The sequence below is a fragment of the Polaromonas sp. P1_F6 genome, assembly GCF_056405695.1.
In genome coordinates, this window is the sequence record NZ_JBFUBQ010000001.1 from 20595 (window position 1) to 41151 (window position 20557).

Here is a 20557-nt window from a genome sequence, read left to right on the forward strand (position 1 = left end):
AATGGGTACGTTGATTCAAGCACGTCTGTTTTCACTTTCACTTTCGCCATGGCGGGCCGGACTGCTGGCAGCCATATTGGCATTTTCCTGCGGCGTACAAGCCCAGGAAAAAAGGGCGATACCGCCCAACATCGCACAGGCAGCGGCTGAAATTGCCGCGGAGCTCGCCAGCAGTTGCCCGCTGGCGCCGGCCGGTGACGTCAATGCCTACACGCAGTGCCGGCAAACCCTGTTCGGCCCGAGCCAGCTGCGTGCACATGTGGCGCCCATCATGCTGTGGGGTCGGCAAAACAAAAAGGACAACGCCACCCTGCGCCAGACCAACCTGACCCAGTTCGCCCCTGACGCCTGGACCGGCATGTATGCGCCGCTCTTCATGTTCAACGGCCGGCATACCGTGGAGTGGGTGGCCGACGAGAAGATGTTCCTGGTGCGGCTTGAGGCGGCCTTTCGCAACCGCCTGCCGCCGGGCCAGTTTCCTTATCCGTTCTGGCACGACGAGGCCAAGTGGTCGATGTACGAAAACGCCCGCAGCATGATGCTCTGGATCAGCCCCGAAACGGGAACCATCAAGGTAGCGCAGTTCACCGACGTGGCGCCCACGCCGCTGTTGCAACCGGTGCAGACGGTGCAGCATGAAAAATACCAGGGCCCATGGCTCTGGACTGACGACAAGGGCCACACCCAACCGGCGGTGACGCTGTTCGACGGCTTGTACCGGCCGGAAAACCCGCATCTGGGCAACGTCGACAAACGCTACCGTGACCTGGCGCTGCAGATGCGCGAGTCGCAGTGTGTGAACTGCCATGTACCCAACAACCCCGACAAGATGAGCCGCCTGGTGCTGCTGTCTACACCCGCGCATGCCGCGGCAGAGGTGGACCGGTTGATCAAGGCCGTGCGGGAAGACCGCATGCCGATGGACGAGTTCAGGTTGAGCTACGCGCTCTCGGAAGACAACAAGAAATGGCTGCTTGAGAGTGCGCTGGCATTCAAGGCAACCTTGACAGCTGCCAGGCAATGGGAAGACGAGGCAGCGAAGAAGACCGTGCAATCTGCAATTAACCCTTTGAAGGTGATCAAATGAATACTCCGTTGCTGTCACAAGTTACCGGTCGCCGCGCGGTTCTTCGCGGTGTGGTGGGCACCGCGGTTGCCGTGGCCTGGCAGGGCTTTCCCATGGTCAGCTGGAGCCAGCAGGCGGCGGGCCAGCTGGCGGGTGTTGATCGCTGGAGGCTGCTGATCAATGAGGCGGTTACGGCAGACCTCAGCATTTCGATGCTGGCCCTGCGTTACCGGGGGCTGGCCGACTACCTGGGAGGGCAGATCCGCAACAAGCAGGTGGTGGTTGACCCCGTCATCGACATCCAGAACTTCGTGCGGCAGGCATCGTCAGAGCAAAAGCCCCTGATGGTGTTCGGAAAATCCGTCAACCAGCTGTCCAAGCTGGTTCGCGATGGAGGTTACCAACCCCTGGTGCGCCGGCCCGAGCCCTACCAGGCCGCCTTTATCGTGAAGAACAGCTCGCCCATCAACAACATCGGGCAACTGAGCGGCAAGAAGATCCTGATGCCTGACGAATCGTCCGCCACGGTGGCGGTCGCGCGTGCCGAGATGCGCCGCCTGAATGTGCGCGAACCCTATATTTCCTACACACGCTACCAGGATTCCGTGTCGGCACAGGTGGCGGCAGGCCTTGCCGAGGTGGGTGCGGTGAATCCGACCATCGCCAGGAAATGGCAGGAAGGCGGAGGCCGCATCATTGGTGAAACCCAGCCCGTGGTGAACTGGTCGGTGCTGGCCGCCCCCGGCGTGCCGGCGGACATGATCAGCCGCCTGCAGGATTCCCTGCTGGCCATGAACAGCCAGTCGGCCGGCATCATGTCCGAGATCGGCGTCAAGCAGTGGGTCAAGGCCGAGCGCAAGGAATATCTCGCGCTGCTGGACTACACCCGCGAGTAACCTGCCATCAGACCGGGCCGGGCAGCAGCAGATCGAGTAGCGTCCGCGCAATCACCTTGGTAGCGCGGCGCAGGTCTTCGAGTTCCAGGCGCTCATCGGCCCGCTTGGCATGCGACTCCAGCACGGTGCGCGGTCCGGCGCCGTAAATGACGCCGGGAATGCCGGCCTCAGCGTACAGCCGTACGTCGGTGTACAGCGGCGTGCCCATGGCCGGGATGGCCTGGCCGAACAGCGCTTCGCCGTGCTTCTGGATGGCCTCCACCAGGGGCTTGTTGCCCGCCAGCGGCCGCATCGAGTTGGCCAGCAGCAGGCGCTTGATGTCGACCGAGATGCCCTTGCAGCCGGCGGCCGCGTCGGCAATCACTTTGCGGATGTTGGCCTCGACCTCGGCGGGATTCTCCTCGGGGATCATGCGGCGGTCCAGCTTGAACATCACCTTGCCCGGCACCACGTTGGTGTTGGTGCCGCCTTCGATGCGGCCCACGTTCAGGTAAGGGTGCTGGATGCCCTCGACCTTTGAAGTCACCTGCTGGTACAGCGCATTCTGCGCATAGAGCGCATTGAGAATGTGCACCGCGCCCTGCAAGGCGTCGATGCCGGTGTCGGGAATGGCGGCGTGCGCCATCTTGCCGTGCACCGTGACTTCCATCTGCAGGCAGCCGTTGTGCGCGGTGACGACTTCGTATGAGAAACCCGCCGCGATCAGCAGGTCGGGTTTTGTCAGGCCCTTTTTGAGCAGCCAGCCCGGGCCCATCTCGCCGCCGAACTCTTCGTCGTAGGTGAAATGCAGCTCAACGCTGCCTTTGAGTGGTGCGTCCAGTGATTCGAGCGCACGCACTGCAAAGGTGAAGCTGGCGAAGTCGCACTTGCTGACGGCTGATGCGCGTCCGTAAATCTTGCCGCCTTCAATCTCGCCGCCATAGGGATCTTTGGTCCAGCCTTCGCCGGGCGGCACCACGTCGCCGTGGGCGTTGAGGGCAATGGTTTTGCCTTCGCCTTTGTTGCCGTAATGGCGGCGCACGATCAGGTTGGTGATGGACTCCATGCCGTAGCCACGCACTTCGGCTTCGGGCACGGGGTATTTCTCAGCGTCAAAACCGAAGGCCTTGATGAGCTCTGCCGTGCGCTCGGCATGTGGCGCGTTGTTGCCCGGTGGCGTGTCGGTGGGCACGCGGATGAGCTGCTGCAGGAATACCGTTTCTTCGTCGAAATGGGCATCGATCCAGCTGTCAAGCCGGGCGTAATCTGTAGTGAGGGTCATTGTTGTTCAGGAGAAAGATGGGTAAGCAGATGCGCCAGGGCATGGATCGCAAGTTCGATGTCGTCGCTGGTGGTGCTTTCCAGCGGGTTGTGGCTGATGCCCGAGTTCTGGCCGCGTACAAAAAGCATGGCCTGCGGCATCACCTTGTGCAGTTTCATCGCGTCATGGCCGGCGCCGCTGGGCATGCGGTACAGAGGCACGCCCAGGCTTTGCACTGCGGCTTCCCAGCGCAGTTGCCAGGCAGGTGCGCTGGGGGCAGCGGCGGCGCGCTCGGTCAATTCGGTCGTGAAGTGCATACCGCGGCGCTCGCAAATGCTTTTGAGTTCGGCCAGCACGTCGGCCACCAGCGCGTCGCGCTGCGCATCGATGGGCGCGCGCAGGTCGAGCGAAAAGAGGCAGCGCCCGGGCACCACATTGATGGAGCCGCTGGGCACCTGCAGCATGCCGACCGTGCCGACGGAATTTCCGTCTTGCGCCGCGCGCCGTTCCACATACAGCAGTAATTCGGCCGCGGCTGCTGCGGCGTCACGGCGGCGGTTCATGGGCGTGGTGCCGGCGTGGCTGGCCATGCCGGTGATCTCGCACAGGTAGCGGACATTGCCGTTGATGGAGGTCACGATGCCCAGCGGCAGGTCGAGCTCGTTGAGTACCGGGCCTTGCTCGATATGCACCTCGATAAAGCCGAGGTAGTTGTCCGCGTCACGTTTGATCTTCGTGATGTCTTCGGGCTTGAGGCCAGCGTTGTGCATGGCCTCGCGCATGGTGATGCCGTCAGCGTCTTTCTGTTCCAGCCACTCGGGCTTGAAGTCACCGATCAGCGCGCCTGAACCCAAAAAGGTGGCTTTGTAGCGCTGGCCTTCTTCTTCGGCAAAGCCGACCACCTCAAAATTAAAGGGCAGGCGCTTGCCCTGGCGGTGCAGCTCGCGTACGCAGGCCATGGGCACAAAAATGCCGAGCCGGCCGTCGTATTTGCCGCCGTTGCGCACGGTGTCGTAGTGGCTGCCGGTCAGCAGGGTCTTGGCGTTGGGGGTGGCGGCCTTGTAGATACCCACCACATTGCCGACCGCGTCGATCTTCACCTCGTCAAAGCCGCAGTCCCGCATGGTGTTGCTGATGAAAGCCGCGCAGGCACGGTGCGCATCAGTGAGGTAGGTCACCGTGAGCTGGCCCTTTTCAAGATAGCCCGGATCGCTGTACTGCGACATCGTTTCCTGCCAGTCCCACACGTCGTTGCCCAGCGCGGGCGTGGCGGCGAACTTGTCGTTGAGCCGTAGCTCCACCACGCGGTGGATGTTGCGCAGGTTTTCCTGCAGCTCGAAGTCAGGGTGATTTTGCAGGCGCCGAGCGAAGGTCTCGATGATCTGCTGCTTGCTCAAACCGTCGCCGCGCGGGCCGCGCACCGCCAGGATAAAAGGAAAGCCGAACTTCGCGTTGTAGTCGGCATTGAGCTTTTGCAGGGTGGCGAACTCTTCGGGCGTGCAGTCCGTGAGGCCGGCCTTGCCTTGCTCGTTGGTCGATTCCGCCGTCAGGCTTTTACTGACCATGGCTTTGCCGGCCAGTTCGGGGTGGGCCTGGATGAGCTTGACCTGCGCGTCCTTGCCGGCCTCGCGCAGTACTTGCGCCATGGTGTGCTTCAGGTGGGCGAGGGACTGGAAAGGGCGGGCGTCCAGCGCCTTTTCGGCAATCCAGGGGGAATGCTCATAGAGGCCGTCGAGCAGTTGCAGCGCTTCTGCGCGCGGTACGGCATTGACTTGTTCCAGCGTGATGGCCATGTTCAGCTTTCCTGCCGGGGCATGTAAGGATGGTTGGCCTGCCAGTGGCGCGCAATATCGATGCGGCGGCAGACCCAGACGCGCTCATGCTTTTGCACGTGGTCAAGAAAACGCTGCAGCGCCACGATGCGGCCCGGCCGACCCAGCAGGCGGCAATGCATGCCGACGCTCAGCATCTTGGGCGACGCACTGCCTTCGGCATACAGCGCATCAAAGCTGTCGCGCAGGTAGATGAAAAAATCATCGGCCTGCGAGAAGCCCTGCGGGAGGGCAAAGCGCATGTCGTTGGTGTCCAGCGTGTAGGGCACCACCAGGCGCGGCACGACCTGACCGTCGGTGCGTTTCACCTCAGTCCAGAAGGGCAGGTCGTCGCCGTAGTAGTCGCTGTCGTATTCGAGCCGGCCGTCATCGGCCACCAGCCGGCGCGTGTTGGGGCTGTCGCGTCCGGTGTACCAGCCCAGCGGGCGTGTGCCGGTGAGTTTTTCAATGGCGTCCAGGCCCAGGCGCATGTGTTCGCGCTCGGTGGCCTCGTCGATCTGCTGGTAGTTGATCCAGCGCCAGCCGTGGCAGGCGATTTCGTGGCCGAGTTCGGTGAAAGCCGCGGCGACTTCGGGGTGGCGTTGCAGCGCCATGCCAACGCCGAAAACGGTGAGCGGCAGCTTGCGTTTTTCAAACTCGCGCAGGATGCGCCATACGCCCACGCGCGAGCCGTATTCGTAGATGCCTTCCATGCTGAGGTGCCGGTCGGCAAAGCTGGGTGGATTGGCCATCTCGGACAAAAACTGTTCGGAGCCGGCGTCGCCGTGCAGCACCGAGTTTTCGCCGCCTTCTTCATAGTTGAGGACGAACTGCACGGCGATGCGTGCCCGCCCCGGCCAGTTGGCTTGTGGCGGGTTGCGGCCGTAGCCGACCAAATTTCTAGGGTAGCCAGTGTTCATATCAGTACTCATGACAGCGCCATGGAAATATCGTTCGTCGGTACCTTGCGGTCAAAGGCGAGGCTCTTCTCGACGTGCAGCAGGTGGTCATTCATGAGGCGTACGGCCAGCGCTTCGTTCCTGGCGGCCAGCGCCTTGACGATTTCGGCGTGCTCGTCATTGGAGTGTTCAGCAGCACTGGCTGTCTGGTACATCAGGGTAATGAGGGCGCAGCGCGAGGTCAGCTCGCCCAGCATCTGGGCCAGCACTTCATTGCCCATGAGCTCGGCCATGCGCACATGAAAGTCGCCCAGCAACTCCGTCCGGCCCGAAACGTCGCCGAGGTCCACCGCGGATTTTTCGCGTGCGACGTGTTCCTTCAGTGCCTTGATTTTGGCGGGGGTGACTTCGCGCACAAAGGCCCGTGTCATTTCGGCTTCGAGCATGCGGCGCACGGCAAACACCTGCCGCGCTTCCATCACGGACGGCGCGGCCACGAAAGCGCCGCGGGCCGGTTCCAGGCGGATCAGGCGGTTTTGCGAAAGCTGGAACAGTGCCTGCCGCACCAGTGTGCGCGAGACGCCGAAATGGTCGGCCAGTTTTTGCTCGGCCAGCTTGGTGCCCGGATGCAGCCTGTGCTCCACAATAGCCTTGGTCAGGGCTTCGACGATGGTGTGGGTGGTTGACGATTCCATCGGTCGATAATAGCCGGAATGCTGAAAAGTGTATACACTTTTGGTAAACCGGATCAAAACAAGAGCTGCTCAAAAACCCAGCGAAGCGGTCCTGGCCAGGCGCGTCGCCGCAGACAGTGCTATCAGCACGGCAAGGTGGCGCAACAACGCCAGGAGGGTTTTTTGAGCAGCTCCCTCAACTACTACCAAGGAATACCATGGGCTTGAGCACACATGTACTGGACACCATGCACGGCACGCCGGCAGGCGGCATGAAGGCGTCGCTCTACACCACGCATGCGGGTCAGGCGACGCTGGTGAAGCACTTCATCCTCAATGAAGATGGGCGCAATCCCGATGGACTGCTATACGACAGCGCTAATCTGAAAGCCGGCACCTACCGGCTCGTGTTCGAGGTGGCGGCCTACTTCAAGGCGCGCGGCGTGAAACTGCCCGAGCCGGCTTTCCTGGACCAGGTGACGCTGGACTTCGGTGTGGCCGATCCGCACCTTCATTACCACGTGCCCCTGCTGGTCAGCCCCTGGAGTTATTCCACCTATCGCGGCAGCTGAGCGGGTGCCAGGCCAGACCCGTGTCATGGCGCCGTCATCCGGGGCGGCGACAATCAGCGGTTTGTGCAACTTTCTTCCTCCTCCATGAATGTCAAGCCAATGACCCTGAGCCGCCGCCAGGCCCTGCTGCTGTCCGCAGGCACCGCCGCCAGCCTCGTGGCTCCAGCCGTATTGGCCCAAGGCCCTTCAGCGGGTTCTGCCGGCTCACCGGCCTCGGCCGCATCCGTTCCCGCCGGCATCTATCCTGAGCGCGCCGTCAAGATCGTCGTGCCTTTTGCCCCCGGCGCCGGCACCGACGCCATGGCACGACTGATTGCGCAAAAACTCGGCGAAACCATGAATGCCACCTTTGTGGTGGACAACCGTGCGGGCGCTTCCGGCGCTATAGGCACGCAGTATGTGGCGCAGTCCCCGGCCGACGGCTACACGCTGCTGCTGGTGGCCTCACCCTTCACCACCGTGGCGGCCTCCCTGCCCAGCGCCAATTACGACCCGCTGCGCCAGTTCACGCCGGTGGGCATGATCGCCAGCGGACCGCTGGTTTGGGCGGCCAACACCAAGCTGCCGGCCAACACCATGAAAGAGCTGGTCACGCTGGCCCGGCAAAAGCCCGGCGCGCTGAACTACGGCTCGGCCGGGGCGGGCGGTGTCAACCACCTCGTGCTTGAGTTGCTGAAAGCCCGTACGGGTACCTTCATCACGCACATTCCTTACCGCGGTGTGGCGCCCGCCACCATGGACATGATCGGCGGGCAGATCCAGCTGATCACGGGCACCATCCCGGCCCTGCTGCCTTTCATCAAAAACGGCAGCATCAAGCCACTGGCGGTAACAAGCGCCAAACGTTCAAGTGCCTTGCCCGACGTGCCCAGCATGACGGAAGCCGGCCTGGCGGGCATTGACGTTGTCAATTACTTCGCATTGATGGCACCCACCGGTACACCGCCAACCATCGTCAATGCACTGAACGCGGCCATCAACAATGTCGTGGCTTTGCCCGAGGTGGTGGCGCGGTTCAAGGCCGACGCCGTGGAGGCCGCACCCGGCTCGCCCGCATTGCTCGGCCACTTTATAGAAGCCGACTACCGCGCCTGGCGCAACGTCGTCAAAACCCAGAACCTCAAAATAGAGTGAGGGCTTGACCCTAGCAGGGGTAGCGGCTCAGGGTCTGGCGATGCGAAGCGAGCCGACCAAAGGTCAGCATGAGCCGCGGGACTGGCTTCGCCAGACCGCAGGCGGGCGGCCCCCTCGGGGGGCAGGGAGCTACACGAAGTGAGCGACCGTGGGGGCTAGTCCTGTCCCTCAGTAAGGGTGTCGAGCTGGAATTTGCCGCTCTTGTGCCAAAGCCAGGTGTCGGTGTAGACCACCTTGCCCATGCGCGTAGGCGCCGGGAAGGGGGACGCCTGCTGGATGGTGCGTTCGATCTCCGCTATCACTTCGGGTGCATGGCGCGGTGCGCGCATCCAGTCCAGGCGGGTGACGCGGCCGACCCTGTCGATTTCCACATTCAGCACACCCACGGCATACAGCAGCGGTGGCATGCGGCCTTTGTAGATACGGTCGGAATTGAGGCCGTAGATGTGCGTGGCGCCGTCTTCCCGGTAGGCGCGCGGTGTAGACGCCCCCGAACTTCTGGCGGAACCTTGCGGCCCCGCGATCGGCCCGATCACCGGGGAAGAGGGTTCCGGGGCCTTCGATGTCGGTGCTGCGGGTTCCGGCGCGGTCTTGCAGGCGCTCACCACTGCTGCACCGGCTGCAGAAAGCAGGGCCACCAGCCAGAAGCGGCGCGGTGTGGAGTCGGACATGTCTTGTCTCATCGTGCTTGCCTTTGCCGGCTTTTTGAGCGGCCGGCTCATTGAATTCTGTATATACCTGCTATCACGCCCCGTAGCTGCCAGGGGCCAAGGTGGTGCTAAGGTGGCGTTCAAGGCATTTTGCCCAATATTTTGTCCACCCACCTGTCAAGTCGTCACCAATGGTTTCCAGTGTCTCCAGTCTGCAACTTGAAGACTTCCTGGCCCGCCTGGCCTCGGCGCCGGCGGTGCTGGTGGAGGTGGCAGAGGCGCAGGGCTCGGTGCCTCGCGAGGCGGGAACCTGGATGGCCGTCTTTCCCGATGCGCTGGTGGGCACCATAGGCGGCGGCCACCTGGAATACGACGCCATCGCCAGAGCTCGTGCGCTGCTCGCGGATGGCGCCGAGGGGCGTCAGGCGACAACCGTGCGCGTGGCGCTGGGTCCTTCGCTGGGCCAATGCTGCGGCGGCGTGGTGGAGCTTCGCTTTGAGTGCGTCAGCGTGGGTGACATACAGGCGCTCGCCTTGCGGCTGGGCCAGGCCGCGCTGACGCCGGTGGCGCTGTTCGGCGGCGGCCACGTCGGCCACGCGCTGGTGCGGGTGCTCGCGCCCTTGCCGTTTTCACTCACCTGGATAGACAGCCGCGATGGCGTGTTTCCCGCCAGCGTGCCGCCGCGCGTGATGGCCGAACATTCCGATCCCGTACAAGCCGCCGTGCCTGGCCTGGCGCCGCAGTCCCGTGTGCTCATCATGAGCTTCAGCCACGCGGAAGACCTGGACATCGTGGCCGCCTGCCTGCTGCGCCAGCGAGAGAAATCCGATTTACCCTACATCGGCTTGATCGGGAGCAAGACCAAATGGGCGGTATTCCGCCACCGCCTGGAAGCTCGAGGCTTCGCCGCGGGCGAGCTGGCGCAAGTGACGTGCCCCATCGGCGTGCCCGGCATTACCGGCAAGGAGCCAGAAGTCATCGCCGTGGCGGTAGCGGCCCAGCTGTTGCAAACCATCAACGCGGGTTGAGCGCGGCGCAGAAATTTTTCGGAGCTGAAGCCAAACTCTATAAACTTGGCGCGTCAGGCCGCAGCGGAGCCGGGAAGCCGGAGCTAACTTCAAGTTGGCGCCAGCTTCTTTTGTTCGCGGCCACGTTTTCTGCTTACAGCGCCCGCAGTGGTGAGCAGGTTGCACAAGGCAGCGCCCTCGCGTGCTGCATAGGTTGAGAGATATGGAAAACTACCTTCTCGACTGGGCCAACCTGCTGCTGCGCTGGGTCCATGTCATCACCGCCATCGCCTGGGTGGGTTCCTCGTTTTATTTTGTCTTTCTCGACAGCAGCCTCACGCCGCCCGAGGATGAAGACCTCAAAAAGCAGGGCGTGAGCGGCGAGCTCTGGGCGGTGCACGGCGGCGGTTTTTACCACCCCGTCAAATTTGCCGTCAAGCCGCCGCAGCTGCCGGCCCATCTGCACTGGTTTTACTGGGAAAGCTACAGCACCTGGCTGTCGGGCTTTGCGCTGTTCACGATTTCCTATCTGTGGAACGCCGGCACCTACCTCGTCGACAAATCGCTGATGAACTGGTCGCCCGGTGCGGCCGGTGCGGTGGCGCTGTCCTTCTTTGTAATTTTCTGGATGCTGTACGACGGCATCTGCCAGCTGTTCGGGCGCAAGAAAAACGGAGACGCCATCGTCGGCGCGTTGGTCGCGGTGCTGGTGTGCGCAGCCTCGTGGCTGGCCTGCCACTGGTTCGCCGGGCGCGCGGCCTTCCTGCTGGTAGGCGCCATGATGGCCACCGCCATGAGCGCCAACGTGTTCTTCTGGATCATCCCCGGCCAGCGCAAGGTGGTGGCCTCCATCAAGGCCGGCGAGCCGGTCGATGCGGTGCACGGCCAGCGCGGCAAACAGCGCAGCGTGCACAACACCTACTTCACGCTGCCGGTGCTGTTCGCCATGCTCAGCAACCACTACAGCTTCACCTGGAGCCACCCGCAGAACTGGCTGGTGCTGATTTTGATGATGCTGGCCGGTGCGGCCATCCGCCAGTTCTTTGTGCTGCGCCACGGCTACAAGCTGGGCCGCAACCGACACCCGTTGCCGTATGCGCTGGTGGGCGTGGCTGTCATCGCCGCCGTGATCGTCTGGATGAAACCTCCTGTCGCTGTGGGCGCTATCAATTCAGTAGCTGGTGGCGCACAACCAGTGGGCGCTGCAAGCCAAAACAGCTTTCAACAAGTGCAGGCCATCATGGCCCAGCGCTGCTACCTGTGCCACGGTGCGCAGGTGCAGATGAAAAACGTGCGGCTTGATTCGCCCGAGGCATTGGCGCGCCACGCGACGCAGGTCTACCAGCAGGCGGTGGTCACGCGGCTGATGCCCATGAACAATGCCACGGGCATCACCGAGGCCGAGCGGCAGGCGATCAGGCAGTGGTTCGATGCGGGCGCCAAAACACAGTAAGCCGGGCAAGCCTTACCAGTTGCCCGCCAGCCCCGCAGCGCGTGTGGACGGCTTGCCGAAGTGCTGGGCCAGGAAATCCACAAAAGCCCTGACCCGCACCGAATGCTGGTGGCGGGCCGGGTACACCGCATGGATGTCGGCTGCCGGTGTGCGGTAGTTCTCGAGCACCTGCACCAGCCTGCCGCTGCGCAGGTATTTGGCGATGTCCCATTCGGCGCGCATCAAAATACCGTGGCCATCGAGCGCCCAGTTCACCGCAATCTCGCCGTCGCTGGTGCTGAGGTTGCCGTGCACCTTGATGGCCTGCGTGTGCTTGCCGGACGCCAGGCGCCACATGCCGTAGGCCTCGTCGCCCTGGCGTATGCCGATGCAGTTGTGCTGCGCCAGGTCGTGCGGCACCCTGGGCGTGCCGTGGCGGGCCAGATAGGCCGGTGAAGCGCAGAGCAGGCGGCGATTTGGCGCGATCAGCCGCGCAATCACGCGGGCGTCCGGCGGTTCACCGAAACGGACACAAACATCGAAGGCGTCTTCAGTCAGCGGCGGCGGATTGACCGTGAGCTGCAACTGCACTTCCACCTCAGGATGGGCTTTCACGAAACGCGAGATCAGCGGCGCCACATGGCTGCGGCCGAAGCCTATGGTGGCGTTCACGCGCAGCAGGCCCTTGGGCGCCGCCACGGCACTGGACACCTGCTGCTCCATGTCGTCAATGTCGGCGAGGATGCGGCGCGCGTGCGTGAGGTAAATCTCGCCTTCCTGCGTGAGGTTGGCGCGCCGCGTGGTGCGGCTCAGCAACTGCACCCCCAGCCTGGCCTCCATCTGCGCGAGCCGCTTGCTGACGGCTGCCGTGCTGACGCCGAGCTCGCGCGCCGTAGCCGACAGGCTGCCGTAGCGCGCCAGCAGGCTGAAAAAAGCCATCTCCGAGGGGGCTGTATTGACCGGATTCATTCATAACCTGTAGTTAACAGTGATCTTACTTTAAGAGGTTTTATTGCCTGTGCCAATCGCTACAGTGAGCAGATCACAACCGAGAAAACAGAGGAACCAACATGAAGACCTACAAGATCGCCTGCATCCCCGGCGACGGCATTGGCAAGGAAGTCATACCGGCCGGCCAGCAGGTGCTGCAGGCCCTGGCCGCGGCACAAAAGAGTTTCGCCTTCAGCTTCAGTGCTTTCGATTGGGGCGGCGACTACTATCGCCGGCACGGCATGATGATGCCGGAGGATGGCCTGGACGCGCTGCGCGACAAAGACGCCATCCTGTTTGGCTCGGCCGGCGACCCGCACATCCCCGACCACATCACGCTCTGGGGCTTGCGCCTCAAAATCTGCCAGGGCTTTGACCAGTACGCCAATGTGCGGCCCACGCGCATCCTGCCCGGCATCGACGCGCCGCTCAAGCGCTGCACACCGGAGCAGCTCAATTGGGTGATCGTGCGCGAGAACTCCGAAGGCGAGTACTCAGGCGTAGGCGGGCGCGCCCACCAGGGCCACCCGATCGAAGTGGCCACCGATGTGTCGATGATGACCCGCGCCGGTGTTGAACGCATCATGCGCTTTGCCTTCAGGCTCGCCCAGTCCCGCCCGCGCAAGCTGCTGACCGTGGTCACCAAGTCCAACGCCCAGCGCCATGCCATGGTGATGTGGGACGAGATCGCGCTGCAGATCAGCCGGGAGTTTCCGGACGTGACCTGGGACAAGGAACTGGTCGACGCCTGCACTGCCCGCATGGTCAATCGCCCCGCATCGCTCGACACCGTGGTCGCCACCAACCTGCACGCCGATATCCTGAGCGACCTGGCCGCTGCACTGGCTGGCAGCCTGGGCATTGCACCGACCGGCAACATCGACCCCGAGCGCCGCTTTCCGAGCATGTTCGAGCCGATTCACGGCTCGGCCTTCGACATCATGGGAAAAGGCCTGGCGAACCCTATTGGCACTTTCTGGAGTTGTGTCATGCTGCTGGAGCACCTGGGCGAAACCGGTGCGGCCGCGGTGTTGATGGCGGCGATTGAAAAGGCGACCGCGAACGTCGCCCTGCATACGCGCGACCTGGGCGGAAGCGCTACCACGGCGCAGGTCACCGAGGCCGTCTGTGCAGAGGTCGGCAGGCAGCGACTACTGCAGGCCGCTTGAGCCTTTCAGTGAAAGCCGGTGCAACCAGGCTACGCATGACGGCGAGTTTTCCGCTTCAGAAACATTCAGGAGACACACCATGAAAGTTGAAGTGAAAAAGTGGATAGGCATTTTCTGCATGGTCGCAGTGCCCGCCGCGATGGCGCAGACTGCCGCGCCCGCAGCGGGTGTGGTGTGCCCCGACAGGAACGTGCTGTACTGGCAGGCCTTTCCACCGGGTGGGGAGTCGGACCTGTCGGCGCGCCACCAGCAGGTCGTGCTCAAGAAAAAATGCCCGGCCGTCGACACCATCATCCAGTACAAGGCGGGCGCCGGCGGCGGCCTGATGTGGGGCCAGATGAACAGCCTGCCGGGCGACGGCCTCAATGTAGTGGGCATCAACCTGCCGCACATCGTGTTCCAGCCCATCGAGGGCGAGGTGCAGTACAAGACTGCCGACATCGTGCCGGTGTTCTGGTTTCACTACACCCCCGACGTGCTGGTGGTGCCCGAGAAAAGCCCGATCAAAACGTTTGCAGACTTCATCGCCGCAGCCAAAAAAGACCCCGGCAAGCTGAACCTGGGCGGCTCGGGGCTGAACTCCGCCAACCATGCGGCGCATGAGCGGCTCAACGCTGCCTTCGGCGTCAAGAGCACCTACGTGCCCTACAAGGGTACGGGCGACATGTCGATGGCCGTGATCGGCTCGCAGGTCGACGGTGCGATGACCTACACGCCGTTTGCCATCGGCAACAAGGGCAGGGTGCGCCCGCTGGCAGTCGCCATGGAAAAACGCCACCCGATGATGCCCGACGTGCCCACCTTCAGGGAGCTCGGTGTGGACTGGGTGGACGGCGCCTACCGCGGCATTGGCGTGCCCAAATCCACCCCGCTGGAGGCGCGCAGGCGCTTGTCCGACATGTGGGCCGTGCTGAACAACGACCCCGAGATGAAGGAACTCGCCGCCAAAAATGGCTTTGAACTCGTCAGCGTGGGCCTGGACCAGATGGACGGCTTCATGAAGGAGCGCATCCGTATCTACACCGAAGGTGCGAAGCGCCTGGGCCTGGGGAAAAAGTAGCTCCCGGCGCCGGTCGGTTATGGCTTCAACTTCAATGTCGGATCTTTGCCGTGAGATGAAAGTCCTGTCAGGGCCGCAAGACCGGGGCGTCAGTGGAGGCTGGTGGTGTTGGAAAGAAGGTTCAACACCACCACGCCGGCAATGATGAGCGCCATCCCCACCATGCCCCAGAGGTCAATCTTCTGCTGGTGAACGAAGAAACTGGTGATGCTGATCAGCACAATGCCCAGGCCCGACCAGATTGCGTAGGTCACGCCGGTGGGGATGGACTTCATCGTCACCGTGAGGAGATACAGCGCGGTGCCATAACCCGCGATGCTGATCAACGAGGGCACCAGGCGCGTGAAACTGTCGCTGGACTTGAGTGCCGTGGTGGCAATGACTTCGGCAACGATGGCAATGCCCAGGGCCAGGTAAGCGTTCATGAGGCTCTTCTTTCTGCTTCGGTGGATGATGGCTCATTCTAGGAAGCTGCCTTTCCGGCGAAATCCCAAACCCTCCCGCGTTGCCGGGTTACTGCCCGGTTACCACGGCACAATCCGGGGTGGAGACATTTCAATGACTGCAGCCAAGACACCTACCCCCGGCACGCCCATCCCGGACGCCGCCACCCAGCCGCGCCAGTTCCTCGAGCACCTGTACGCCGCCGCCGTTGCGCGCGCGCTGCCGCTTGAGAACACCGCACGCTACCTGCCCAAACCGCCCACCCCCGAAAGCGGCGGACGCACCATCGTGATCGGTGCGGGCAAGGCCGGCGGTTCCATGGCGCAGGCGGTGGAGGCACTTTGGCCCGCCGACGCACCGCTTGAAGGCCTGGTCGTGACCCGCTACCACCACATCCCGCCGCGCCCCGAGGGACTGAAACAGCGCATCGCGATTGTCGAAGCCGCGCACCCGGTGCCGGATGCGGCAGGGCTGGAAGCTGCACAGCGCATCCTGGCCATGGTGCAGGGGCTGGGTAAAAACGACCTGGTGCTGTGCCTGATCTCGGGGGGCGGCTCGGCGTTGCTGACCTTGCCGGCTGAAGGCCTGACGCTGGAAGACAAGCAGCGCATTAACAAGGCGCTGCTCAACAGTGGCGCCAATATTTCCGAGATGAACTGCGTGCGCAAACATCTCTCGCGCATCAAGGGCGGCCGCCTGGCCGCAGCCTGCGCGCCGGCGCGTGTGGTGACGCTGACCATCAGCGATGTGCCGGGAGACGATCCGTCCATCATCGCCAGCGGCCCGACGGTGCCCGACGCCACCAGTTGCGCCGAGGCGGTGGCCATCCTGCAGCGCTACGGCATTGAAGTGCCGGGCGCCATCATGAGCCTGCTGGAGCAGGGCGCACTCGAAACCCCCAAGCCGGGCGACGCGGTCTTCAAAGGCCATGAGGTGCACATGATCGCCACGCCGCAGCAAAGCCTGGAGGCTGCCGCCGCAGTGGCGCGCGCAGCCGGCTTGCAGGCGCACATCCTGAGCGACGAGATGGAAGGTGAATCCCGCGAGGTCGGCAAGGTGCATGCGGCGCTGGCCCGTGCCGTGGCGCTCAAGGGGCAGCCCTTCAGCAAGCCCTGCGTGATCCTGAGCGGCGGGGAAACCACAGTGACCGTTCGCAAGCAAGCAGAAGGCACGCCGCGCGGCCGCGGAGGCCGTGCCGGCGAATTCTGCATGGGCCTGGCCCTGGCCCTGCAAGGCCAGCCGGGCGTGTATGCGCTGGCAGCAGACACCGACGGCATCGACGGTGTGGAAGACAACGCGGGTGCCTATGTAGCGCCCGACACACTGCAGTGCGCACTGGCCAAAGGCATGAAGCTGGACCAGTACCTGGACCGCAACGACGCCTACGGCTACTTCGAGCCGCTGGGTGGCCTGGTCATTCCGGGGCCCACACATACCAACGTCAATGACTTCCGGGTGCTATTGATTTTGTAGCTGCTCGCGCAGGTTCTACCTGCGCTGCGGGCCTGTTTGATACATAAAACAGGCGAAAAAAAGCCTCACACGGCTGTCAAACCACCTGTGCCGGGCGCCGCGCTGATTTCGGGCGGATGCGTGACGATGGATTTGAGTTCCGGCCGTGCCGTCTGCAAAGTTTGCAAATCGGGTTGCGGCCTGCGCAGCGTGTCGCTGGCCTCAAAGACCTGTTCCAGCGCCTGGCATGCAGCCAGCAGTTGCGCATCGGCGTGCAGCCGTCCAATCACCTGCAGTCCGAAGGGCATGCCGTGTTCGTCTTTGCCGCAGGGCAGCGCGAGCGCCGGGTTGGTGGCCAGGGTCACCACATAGGTCAGGCCCAGCCAGTGGTAGTAGTTGCGCATGGCCTGGCCGTCGATGTTGCCGGCATACAGCTCCGTCCAGGGAAAGGGTGTGACCGGCGTGACGGGCGCCAGGATGATGTCGTATTGCTCGAAAGCCTTGGCAAAGCGGCGTGAAATGCGTGTTTGTTCCAGGTGCGCCCAGGCGCGGTCCGCCAGCGTGATGGCAGCCGCGATTTCCATGTTGGCGCGTACATTCGGGCCCAGGGTCTCGGGGGCGTTGCGATAGGTATCGGCGAATGCCGCTACAAAACTTTCTGCGCGCAGCGTGTCAAAGGCGCGGTCGGCATCGCCCAATTCAAGGTCTATCGGCTCGCAGCTCGCTACCAGCGGCCGGACGGCTTCCACGCGCTGGCGGAACACGCGCCGGATTTCCGGGTCCACGATGCACATGCCAAAGTCTTCCGTGGTGCCCACACGCAAGGTGGAAAGGTCCACCTGCTTCAAGGGCCAGAACGTGGAGGCATCCACCGGGTAGGAAAGCGGGTCGCGTGCGTTCGCGCCCACGCTGGCGGCAAAGAGCAGCGCCGTATCGGCCACGTTGCGCCCCATCGGCCCCAGCACGGAGATGACAGACCAGCCCAGCGGCCGGGCGTCGTTGGCCACCAGCCCGGGCGAAGGCCGCAGGCCGACCACGCCACAGAGCGAAGCCGGAATACGCAGCGAGCCGCCGGTGTCGGAGCCGGTGCAGATCGGCAGCATGCCGGCTGCCAGCGCCGCCGCCGAGCCGCCGGAAGAACCGCCCGCGTTGAGCGTGGGGTTGAACGGGTTGCCCGTCGCGCCCCACACCGGGTTGCGCGAGTTGGCGCCGGCGCCCATGTCGGGCACATTGGTCTTGGCCGTGACGATGGCGCCGGCCGCGCGCAGTTTGGCCACCAGTGCGTTGTCTTTGGCCGGCACGTTGCCGCGAAGTCCTATGTTGCCGTAGGTGGTGAGCAGGCCCGCGGTGTCCTGCAGATCCTTCACCCCCAGCGGCAGTCCGTGCAAAGGGCCCAGCGCCCCCCCGCGCATCACTTGCGCTTCGGCTTCGCGTGCACCCTCGCGCGCACGCGTGAAGTCGGTCGCGCAGATCGCGTTGATGGCGGGGTTGAGGCGTTCGATGCGGTCTATGCAGGCGTCCATCAGCTCCACCGGCGATACCTCGCGGCTGGCGATCAGGCTGCGGAGTTCGACGGCGGAGATGTCTGGAAGGGTGGAGTGCATATCAATGTCTTGTGTCGAAGGAAATGGTCATGTTCCGCCGCCGGGCCGCCCCAAGGCGGAACGCGCCCCCTCGGGGGGGCAGCGAAGCACACGAAGTGGCGAGCGTGGGGGCCAGGTCTCGCCGCCGGGCCGCCCCAAGGCGGAACGCGCCCCCTCGGGGGGGGGCAGCGAAGCACACGAAGTGGCGAGCGTGGGGGCCGTCATGACTAATCTGTTTTGATCTGGGAGCGTTCGGCCAGCGCCTTCATGCGCGCGATCTCGGCCGTCACCAAGCCGGACCAGTCGGGAACCGCGGTATAGCCGGGTTCGAAGCCGGCGGCCTTGAGCTTGTCCAGTGTTTCGGTGCTGGCCATCACCGTGGCCAGGGCCTTTTCCAGCCGTGCCTTGACGGGCGCCGGCAGGCCCTTGGGCGCCACCACGGCCAGCCAGGCGTTCATGTCGACGGCTGGGTAGCCGGCCTCGGCCATGGTCGGCACATTCGGCAGCAGGGCCGAGCGCTTGTTCATGGCCACGGCCAGCACGCGGATCTTTCCGGACTTGAGTTGCTGCGATGCGGCGACCACGGTGTCGAAAGACACCGGGATTTGGCCGCCGATCAGATCGGTCATCAGGGGGCCGGAGCCTTTGTAGGGCACATGCGTCATCTTCAGGCCCGTGGCCGTATTGAACATCGCGCCGGCGAAGTTGGAGCTGGTGCCGTTTCCGAAACTGCCGTACAGGTATTTGTCCGGATTGGCCTTGGCCGCCGCCACGAACTGGTGCACGTCGGCGGCCGTGACCGACGGGTTCACCAGCATGGCCAGCGCCACTGAGCCCACCATGCCTATCGCCTCAAAGCCCTTGGCCGGGTCATAAGACAGCTTGGGTTGCAGCGCCGGGTTCAGTGTGAAGGTGGAGTTGGAGCTCACGAGCAGGGTATAGCCGTCGGGCTTGGCGTTGGCCACTGCGGCGGCGCCTATGGCGGTGCCGGCGCCCGGCTTGTTTTCGACCACCACGGGCTGGCCCAGCTGGTCACCCAGGGCTTTGCCAAGGATGCGCGCCAGCACGTCGGCCGCACCGCCAGCTGGGAAGGGTGCGACCAGTGTGACGGGCCGCTCAGGAAACTCGGCCGCATGGGCGGGCCCGCCCACGGCGGCAAGTCCACAAAAAAAGACAGCGCTGGCGGCCAGCGTGCGGCGCATTGCTTTGAAAGACATGTGTTGCATGGTAGGCCTCGTTGAAAATTTGATCAATCGGAAGGGGGTGATTCGAAGGGGCGGGCTCAAGAGTTAACGCAAACGGGCCGGTGCGAGCCTGGAGGCTTCAACGCCTTGCTGGCGCAGCTCTTCAGGCAGCGCCGCCTGGCGGATCAGCGCATCGGCCAGCGCACTTGCACCGGCCGCGCTCTGGATGCCGTAGCCGCCCTGCGCCGCGAGCCAGAAAAAACCGGGGCAGGCGTTGTCGTGGCCAATCACCATTTCCCCGTCGGGTACAAAAGAGCGCAGGCCGGCCCAGGTGCTGGAAGGGCGGCGGATCGTCAGTGTCGACACGCTTTCGATCTGGTGGATACCCATGGCAATGTCCAGCTCTTCAGGAACCACGTCGTGCGGAACCGTCGGGTCCGCATTGGCGGGTGAGCCCAGCAGCTGCCCGGCATCGGGCTTGAAGTAATAGCTTTCGTCCACACCCACCACGGCGGGCCAGTGTGAGGCGTCCATGCCCTCGGGCGCCTTGAAGGTAAAGGCGCTGCGCCGGTGCGGCACCAGGCCGATGGGCTGCGCGCCAAACATGGCGGCCAGCTCGTCAGCCCAGGCGCCTGCGGCATTCACCACGGTTTTGGCGCGCAGCGTCTCGCCGTCGCTGAATTGCAGGGCCCAGCGCTGTCCGTCATGCGTGGCCTGTGTCAGTGTGGCGGCGGTGCGCAGCTCTCCGTCGGCGCCTGCCTTCTGGCGAAAGCCGCGCAGAAAGCCCTGATGCAGTTCATGCACATCCATGTCCTGCGCGCCTGCGTCGTACAGCGCGCCGTGCACCACATCGGGCCGCAGGCAGGGCACATGGGCCAGCGTGGTGTCGGCGTCCAGCGTCACCAGGCCGGGGCAGCTTGCGGACAGTTCCTGGCGGGTGTGCGCCAGTTCTTTTTCCTGGCCGTGCGTGGCAAGGTAAAGCACGCCCCGGGGCTGTATCAGCGCCGGGTGAAACCCTTCCGGCGGCCGTTCGTAAAACCCGCGGCTGGCACGCGTCAGTGCCCGCACCATGGGCGGGCCATAGGTTTCCATGAACATGGCCGCCGACCGGCCGGTGGAGTGAAACCCCGGCTGGGATTCACGTTCGACGAGCGCAACGCTGCGTTGCCCGGCCAGGCGCCAGGCCAAAGATGCGCCCGCAATGCCGGCGCCGAAGATCAGGATGTCAAATTCTCTCATTTGAGAATTCTCACATGCGAGAATCGTGCCTGTCCAGCCCATTTACCGGGATTTT

Annotated in this window: 19 protein-coding genes; 9 read left to right on the plus strand and 10 right to left on the minus strand. The window is 63.9% G+C overall.

Annotation, left to right across the window (positions count from 1 at the left end; translation table 11 throughout):
• Position 1: 1 nt before the first annotated feature.
• Both AC1DY9_RS00085 and AC1DY9_RS00090 read left to right on the plus strand, forming a co-directional pair.
• Positions 2-1087: a hypothetical protein gene (locus AC1DY9_RS00085; RefSeq protein ID WP_457279816.1), complete on the plus strand. Its 1086-nt coding sequence runs from the start codon at positions 2-4 to the stop codon at positions 1085-1087.
• The gene (locus AC1DY9_RS00090; protein WP_477665489.1) at positions 1084-1962 is read left to right on the plus strand and encodes a phosphate/phosphite/phosphonate ABC transporter substrate-binding protein; all 879 of its coding nucleotides are present in this window, start codon (positions 1084-1086) and stop codon (positions 1960-1962) included. Before AC1DY9_RS00085 ends, AC1DY9_RS00090 begins: the two co-directional genes overlap by 4 nt.
• Positions 1963-1969: 7 nt before the next feature.
• Here the strand turns inward: AC1DY9_RS00090 and AC1DY9_RS00095 are convergent, their stop codons facing one another.
• Genes AC1DY9_RS00095 through AC1DY9_RS00110 form a run of 4 tightly spaced genes read right to left on the minus strand, consistent with a single transcriptional unit; the run spans position 1970 to position 6607 of the window.
• On the minus strand, positions 1970-3223 hold the full coding sequence (locus AC1DY9_RS00095; RefSeq protein WP_477665490.1) for a M20 family metallopeptidase: 1254 nt from the start codon (positions 3221-3223) through the stop codon (positions 1970-1972).
• Entirely contained in the window at positions 3220-4995 is a 1776-nt protein-coding gene (uraD, locus tag AC1DY9_RS00100; RefSeq protein WP_477665491.1) for a 2-oxo-4-hydroxy-4-carboxy-5-ureidoimidazoline decarboxylase, read from the minus strand. The genes AC1DY9_RS00095 and uraD overlap by 4 nt, the downstream gene beginning before the upstream one ends.
• A gap of 2 nt (positions 4996-4997) precedes the next feature.
• Positions 4998-5933 carry an allantoinase PuuE gene (gene puuE / locus AC1DY9_RS00105; protein ID WP_477665492.1) on the minus strand — a complete coding sequence of 312 codons (936 nt, stop codon included), beginning with the start codon at positions 5931-5933 and terminating at the stop codon, positions 4998-5000.
• Between the two features lie 8 nt (positions 5934-5941).
• Positions 5942-6607 carry a GntR family transcriptional regulator gene (locus AC1DY9_RS00110; protein ID WP_457279821.1) on the minus strand — a complete coding sequence of 222 codons (666 nt, stop codon included), beginning with the start codon at positions 6605-6607 and terminating at the stop codon, positions 5942-5944.
• Between the two features lie 197 nt (positions 6608-6804).
• Here AC1DY9_RS00110 and uraH point away from each other — a divergent pair, with 197 nt between their 5' ends.
• Together uraH and AC1DY9_RS00120 are read left to right on the plus strand one after the other, a co-directional pair.
• Positions 6805-7158 carry a hydroxyisourate hydrolase gene (uraH, locus tag AC1DY9_RS00115; protein ID WP_477665493.1) on the plus strand — a complete coding sequence of 118 codons (354 nt, stop codon included), beginning with the start codon at positions 6805-6807 and terminating at the stop codon, positions 7156-7158.
• Positions 7159-7242: 84 nt separating this feature from the next.
• Positions 7243-8292, plus strand: a complete 1050-nt coding sequence (locus tag AC1DY9_RS00120) for a tripartite tricarboxylate transporter substrate binding protein (protein ID WP_477665494.1) — start codon at positions 7243-7245, stop codon at positions 8290-8292.
• Positions 8293-8447: 155 nt separating this feature from the next.
• Here AC1DY9_RS00120 and AC1DY9_RS00125 read toward each other — a convergent pair whose 3' ends face one another.
• Complete coding sequence (locus tag AC1DY9_RS00125) at positions 8448-8963, minus strand: hypothetical protein (protein WP_457279824.1); 516 nt, start codon at positions 8961-8963, stop codon at positions 8448-8450.
• Positions 8964-9133: 170 nt separating this feature from the next.
• Between AC1DY9_RS00125 and xdhC the strand changes: the two genes are divergently transcribed.
• A complete protein-coding gene (gene xdhC, locus AC1DY9_RS00130) occupies positions 9134-9970 on the plus strand; it encodes a xanthine dehydrogenase accessory protein XdhC (RefSeq protein ID WP_477665495.1) in 837 nt (278 codons plus the stop codon).
• Positions 9971-10172: 202 nt separating this feature from the next.
• Positions 10173-11402, plus strand: coding sequence for a urate hydroxylase PuuD (locus AC1DY9_RS00135; protein ID WP_477665496.1), 1230 nt, complete (start codon positions 10173-10175; stop codon positions 11400-11402).
• A gap of 12 nt (positions 11403-11414) precedes the next feature.
• Here the strand turns inward: AC1DY9_RS00135 and AC1DY9_RS00140 are convergent, their stop codons facing one another.
• On the minus strand, positions 11415-12350 hold the full coding sequence (locus tag AC1DY9_RS00140; RefSeq protein WP_477665497.1) for a LysR family transcriptional regulator: 936 nt from the start codon (positions 12348-12350) through the stop codon (positions 11415-11417).
• Positions 12351-12451: 101 nt separating this feature from the next.
• On the opposite strand from AC1DY9_RS00140, the gene AC1DY9_RS00145 reads away from it, so the two are divergent.
• On the plus strand, positions 12452-13540 hold the full coding sequence (locus tag AC1DY9_RS00145) for a tartrate dehydrogenase (protein WP_477665498.1): 1089 nt from the start codon (positions 12452-12454) through the stop codon (positions 13538-13540).
• A 79-nt stretch (positions 13541-13619) separates the two neighbouring features.
• Positions 13620-14600 carry a tripartite tricarboxylate transporter substrate binding protein gene (locus AC1DY9_RS00150; protein WP_477665499.1) on the plus strand — a complete coding sequence of 327 codons (981 nt, stop codon included), beginning with the start codon at positions 13620-13622 and terminating at the stop codon, positions 14598-14600.
• Between the two features lie 89 nt (positions 14601-14689).
• Here the strand turns inward: AC1DY9_RS00150 and AC1DY9_RS00155 are convergent, their stop codons facing one another.
• The gene (locus AC1DY9_RS00155; RefSeq protein ID WP_457279830.1) at positions 14690-15025 is read right to left on the minus strand and encodes a DMT family transporter; all 336 of its coding nucleotides are present in this window, start codon (positions 15023-15025) and stop codon (positions 14690-14692) included.
• Positions 15026-15158: 133 nt separating this feature from the next.
• Here AC1DY9_RS00155 and AC1DY9_RS00160 point away from each other — a divergent pair, with 133 nt between their 5' ends.
• On the plus strand, positions 15159-16517 hold the full coding sequence (locus tag AC1DY9_RS00160) for a glycerate kinase type-2 family protein (protein WP_477665500.1): 1359 nt from the start codon (positions 15159-15161) through the stop codon (positions 16515-16517).
• Between the two features lie 65 nt (positions 16518-16582).
• On the opposite strand, the gene AC1DY9_RS00165 is transcribed toward AC1DY9_RS00160, so the two are convergent.
• From AC1DY9_RS00165 to AC1DY9_RS00175, 3 genes are all read right to left on the minus strand, one after another.
• Positions 16583-18100 carry an amidase gene (locus AC1DY9_RS00165; RefSeq protein ID WP_477665501.1) on the minus strand — a complete coding sequence of 506 codons (1518 nt, stop codon included), beginning with the start codon at positions 18098-18100 and terminating at the stop codon, positions 16583-16585.
• A gap of 206 nt (positions 18101-18306) precedes the next feature.
• Complete coding sequence (locus AC1DY9_RS00170; protein ID WP_457279833.1) at positions 18307-19305, minus strand: Bug family tripartite tricarboxylate transporter substrate binding protein; 999 nt, start codon at positions 19303-19305, stop codon at positions 18307-18309.
• 63 nt (positions 19306-19368) lie between these two features.
• Positions 19369-20502: an NAD(P)/FAD-dependent oxidoreductase gene (locus AC1DY9_RS00175; RefSeq protein ID WP_477665502.1), complete on the minus strand. Its 1134-nt coding sequence runs from the start codon at positions 20500-20502 to the stop codon at positions 19369-19371.
• Between the last annotated feature and the right edge of the window lie 55 nt (positions 20503-20557).

Bases quoted from the DNA above. Each gene is read 5' to 3' on its own strand.
- AC1DY9_RS00135 (WP_477665496.1), top strand. From the start codon at position 10,173: ATGGAAAACTACCTTCTCGACTGGGCCAACCTGCTGCTGCGCTGGGTC.
- AC1DY9_RS00095 (WP_477665490.1), bottom strand. From the start codon at position 3,223: ATGACCCTCACTACAGATTACGCCCGGCTTGACAGCTGGATCGATGCC.
- AC1DY9_RS00150 (WP_477665499.1), top strand. From the start codon at position 13,620: ATGAAAGTTGAAGTGAAAAAGTGGATAGGCATTTTCTGCATGGTCGCA.
- AC1DY9_RS00120 (WP_477665494.1), top strand. From the start codon at position 7,243: ATGAATGTCAAGCCAATGACCCTGAGCCGCCGCCAGGCCCTGCTGCTG.
- puuE (WP_477665492.1), bottom strand. From the start codon at position 5,933: ATGAACACTGGCTACCCTAGAAATTTGGTCGGCTACGGCCGCAACCCG.
- AC1DY9_RS00170 (WP_457279833.1), bottom strand. From the start codon at position 19,305: ATGCAACACATGTCTTTCAAAGCAATGCGCCGCACGCTGGCCGCCAGC.
- AC1DY9_RS00085 (WP_457279816.1), top strand. From the start codon at position 2: ATGGGTACGTTGATTCAAGCACGTCTGTTTTCACTTTCACTTTCGCCA.
- uraD (WP_477665491.1), bottom strand. From the start codon at position 4,995: ATGGCCATCACGCTGGAACAAGTCAATGCCGTACCGCGCGCAGAAGCG.
- AC1DY9_RS00165 (WP_477665501.1), bottom strand. From the start codon at position 18,100: ATGCACTCCACCCTTCCAGACATCTCCGCCGTCGAACTCCGCAGCCTG.
- AC1DY9_RS00145 (WP_477665498.1), top strand. From the start codon at position 12,452: ATGAAGACCTACAAGATCGCCTGCATCCCCGGCGACGGCATTGGCAAG.
- AC1DY9_RS00090 (WP_477665489.1), top strand. From the start codon at position 1,084: ATGAATACTCCGTTGCTGTCACAAGTTACCGGTCGCCGCGCGGTTCTT.
- xdhC (WP_477665495.1), top strand. From the start codon at position 9,134: ATGGTTTCCAGTGTCTCCAGTCTGCAACTTGAAGACTTCCTGGCCCGC.
- AC1DY9_RS00140 (WP_477665497.1), bottom strand. From the start codon at position 12,350: ATGAATCCGGTCAATACAGCCCCCTCGGAGATGGCTTTTTTCAGCCTG.
- AC1DY9_RS00110 (WP_457279821.1), bottom strand. From the start codon at position 6,607: ATGGAATCGTCAACCACCCACACCATCGTCGAAGCCCTGACCAAGGCT.
- AC1DY9_RS00160 (WP_477665500.1), top strand. From the start codon at position 15,159: ATGACTGCAGCCAAGACACCTACCCCCGGCACGCCCATCCCGGACGCC.
- AC1DY9_RS00175 (WP_477665502.1), bottom strand. From the start codon at position 20,502: ATGAGAGAATTTGACATCCTGATCTTCGGCGCCGGCATTGCGGGCGCA.
- uraH (WP_477665493.1), top strand. From the start codon at position 6,805: ATGGGCTTGAGCACACATGTACTGGACACCATGCACGGCACGCCGGCA.
- AC1DY9_RS00155 (WP_457279830.1), bottom strand. From the start codon at position 15,025: ATGAACGCTTACCTGGCCCTGGGCATTGCCATCGTTGCCGAAGTCATT.
- AC1DY9_RS00125 (WP_457279824.1), bottom strand. From the start codon at position 8,963: ATGTCCGACTCCACACCGCGCCGCTTCTGGCTGGTGGCCCTGCTTTCT.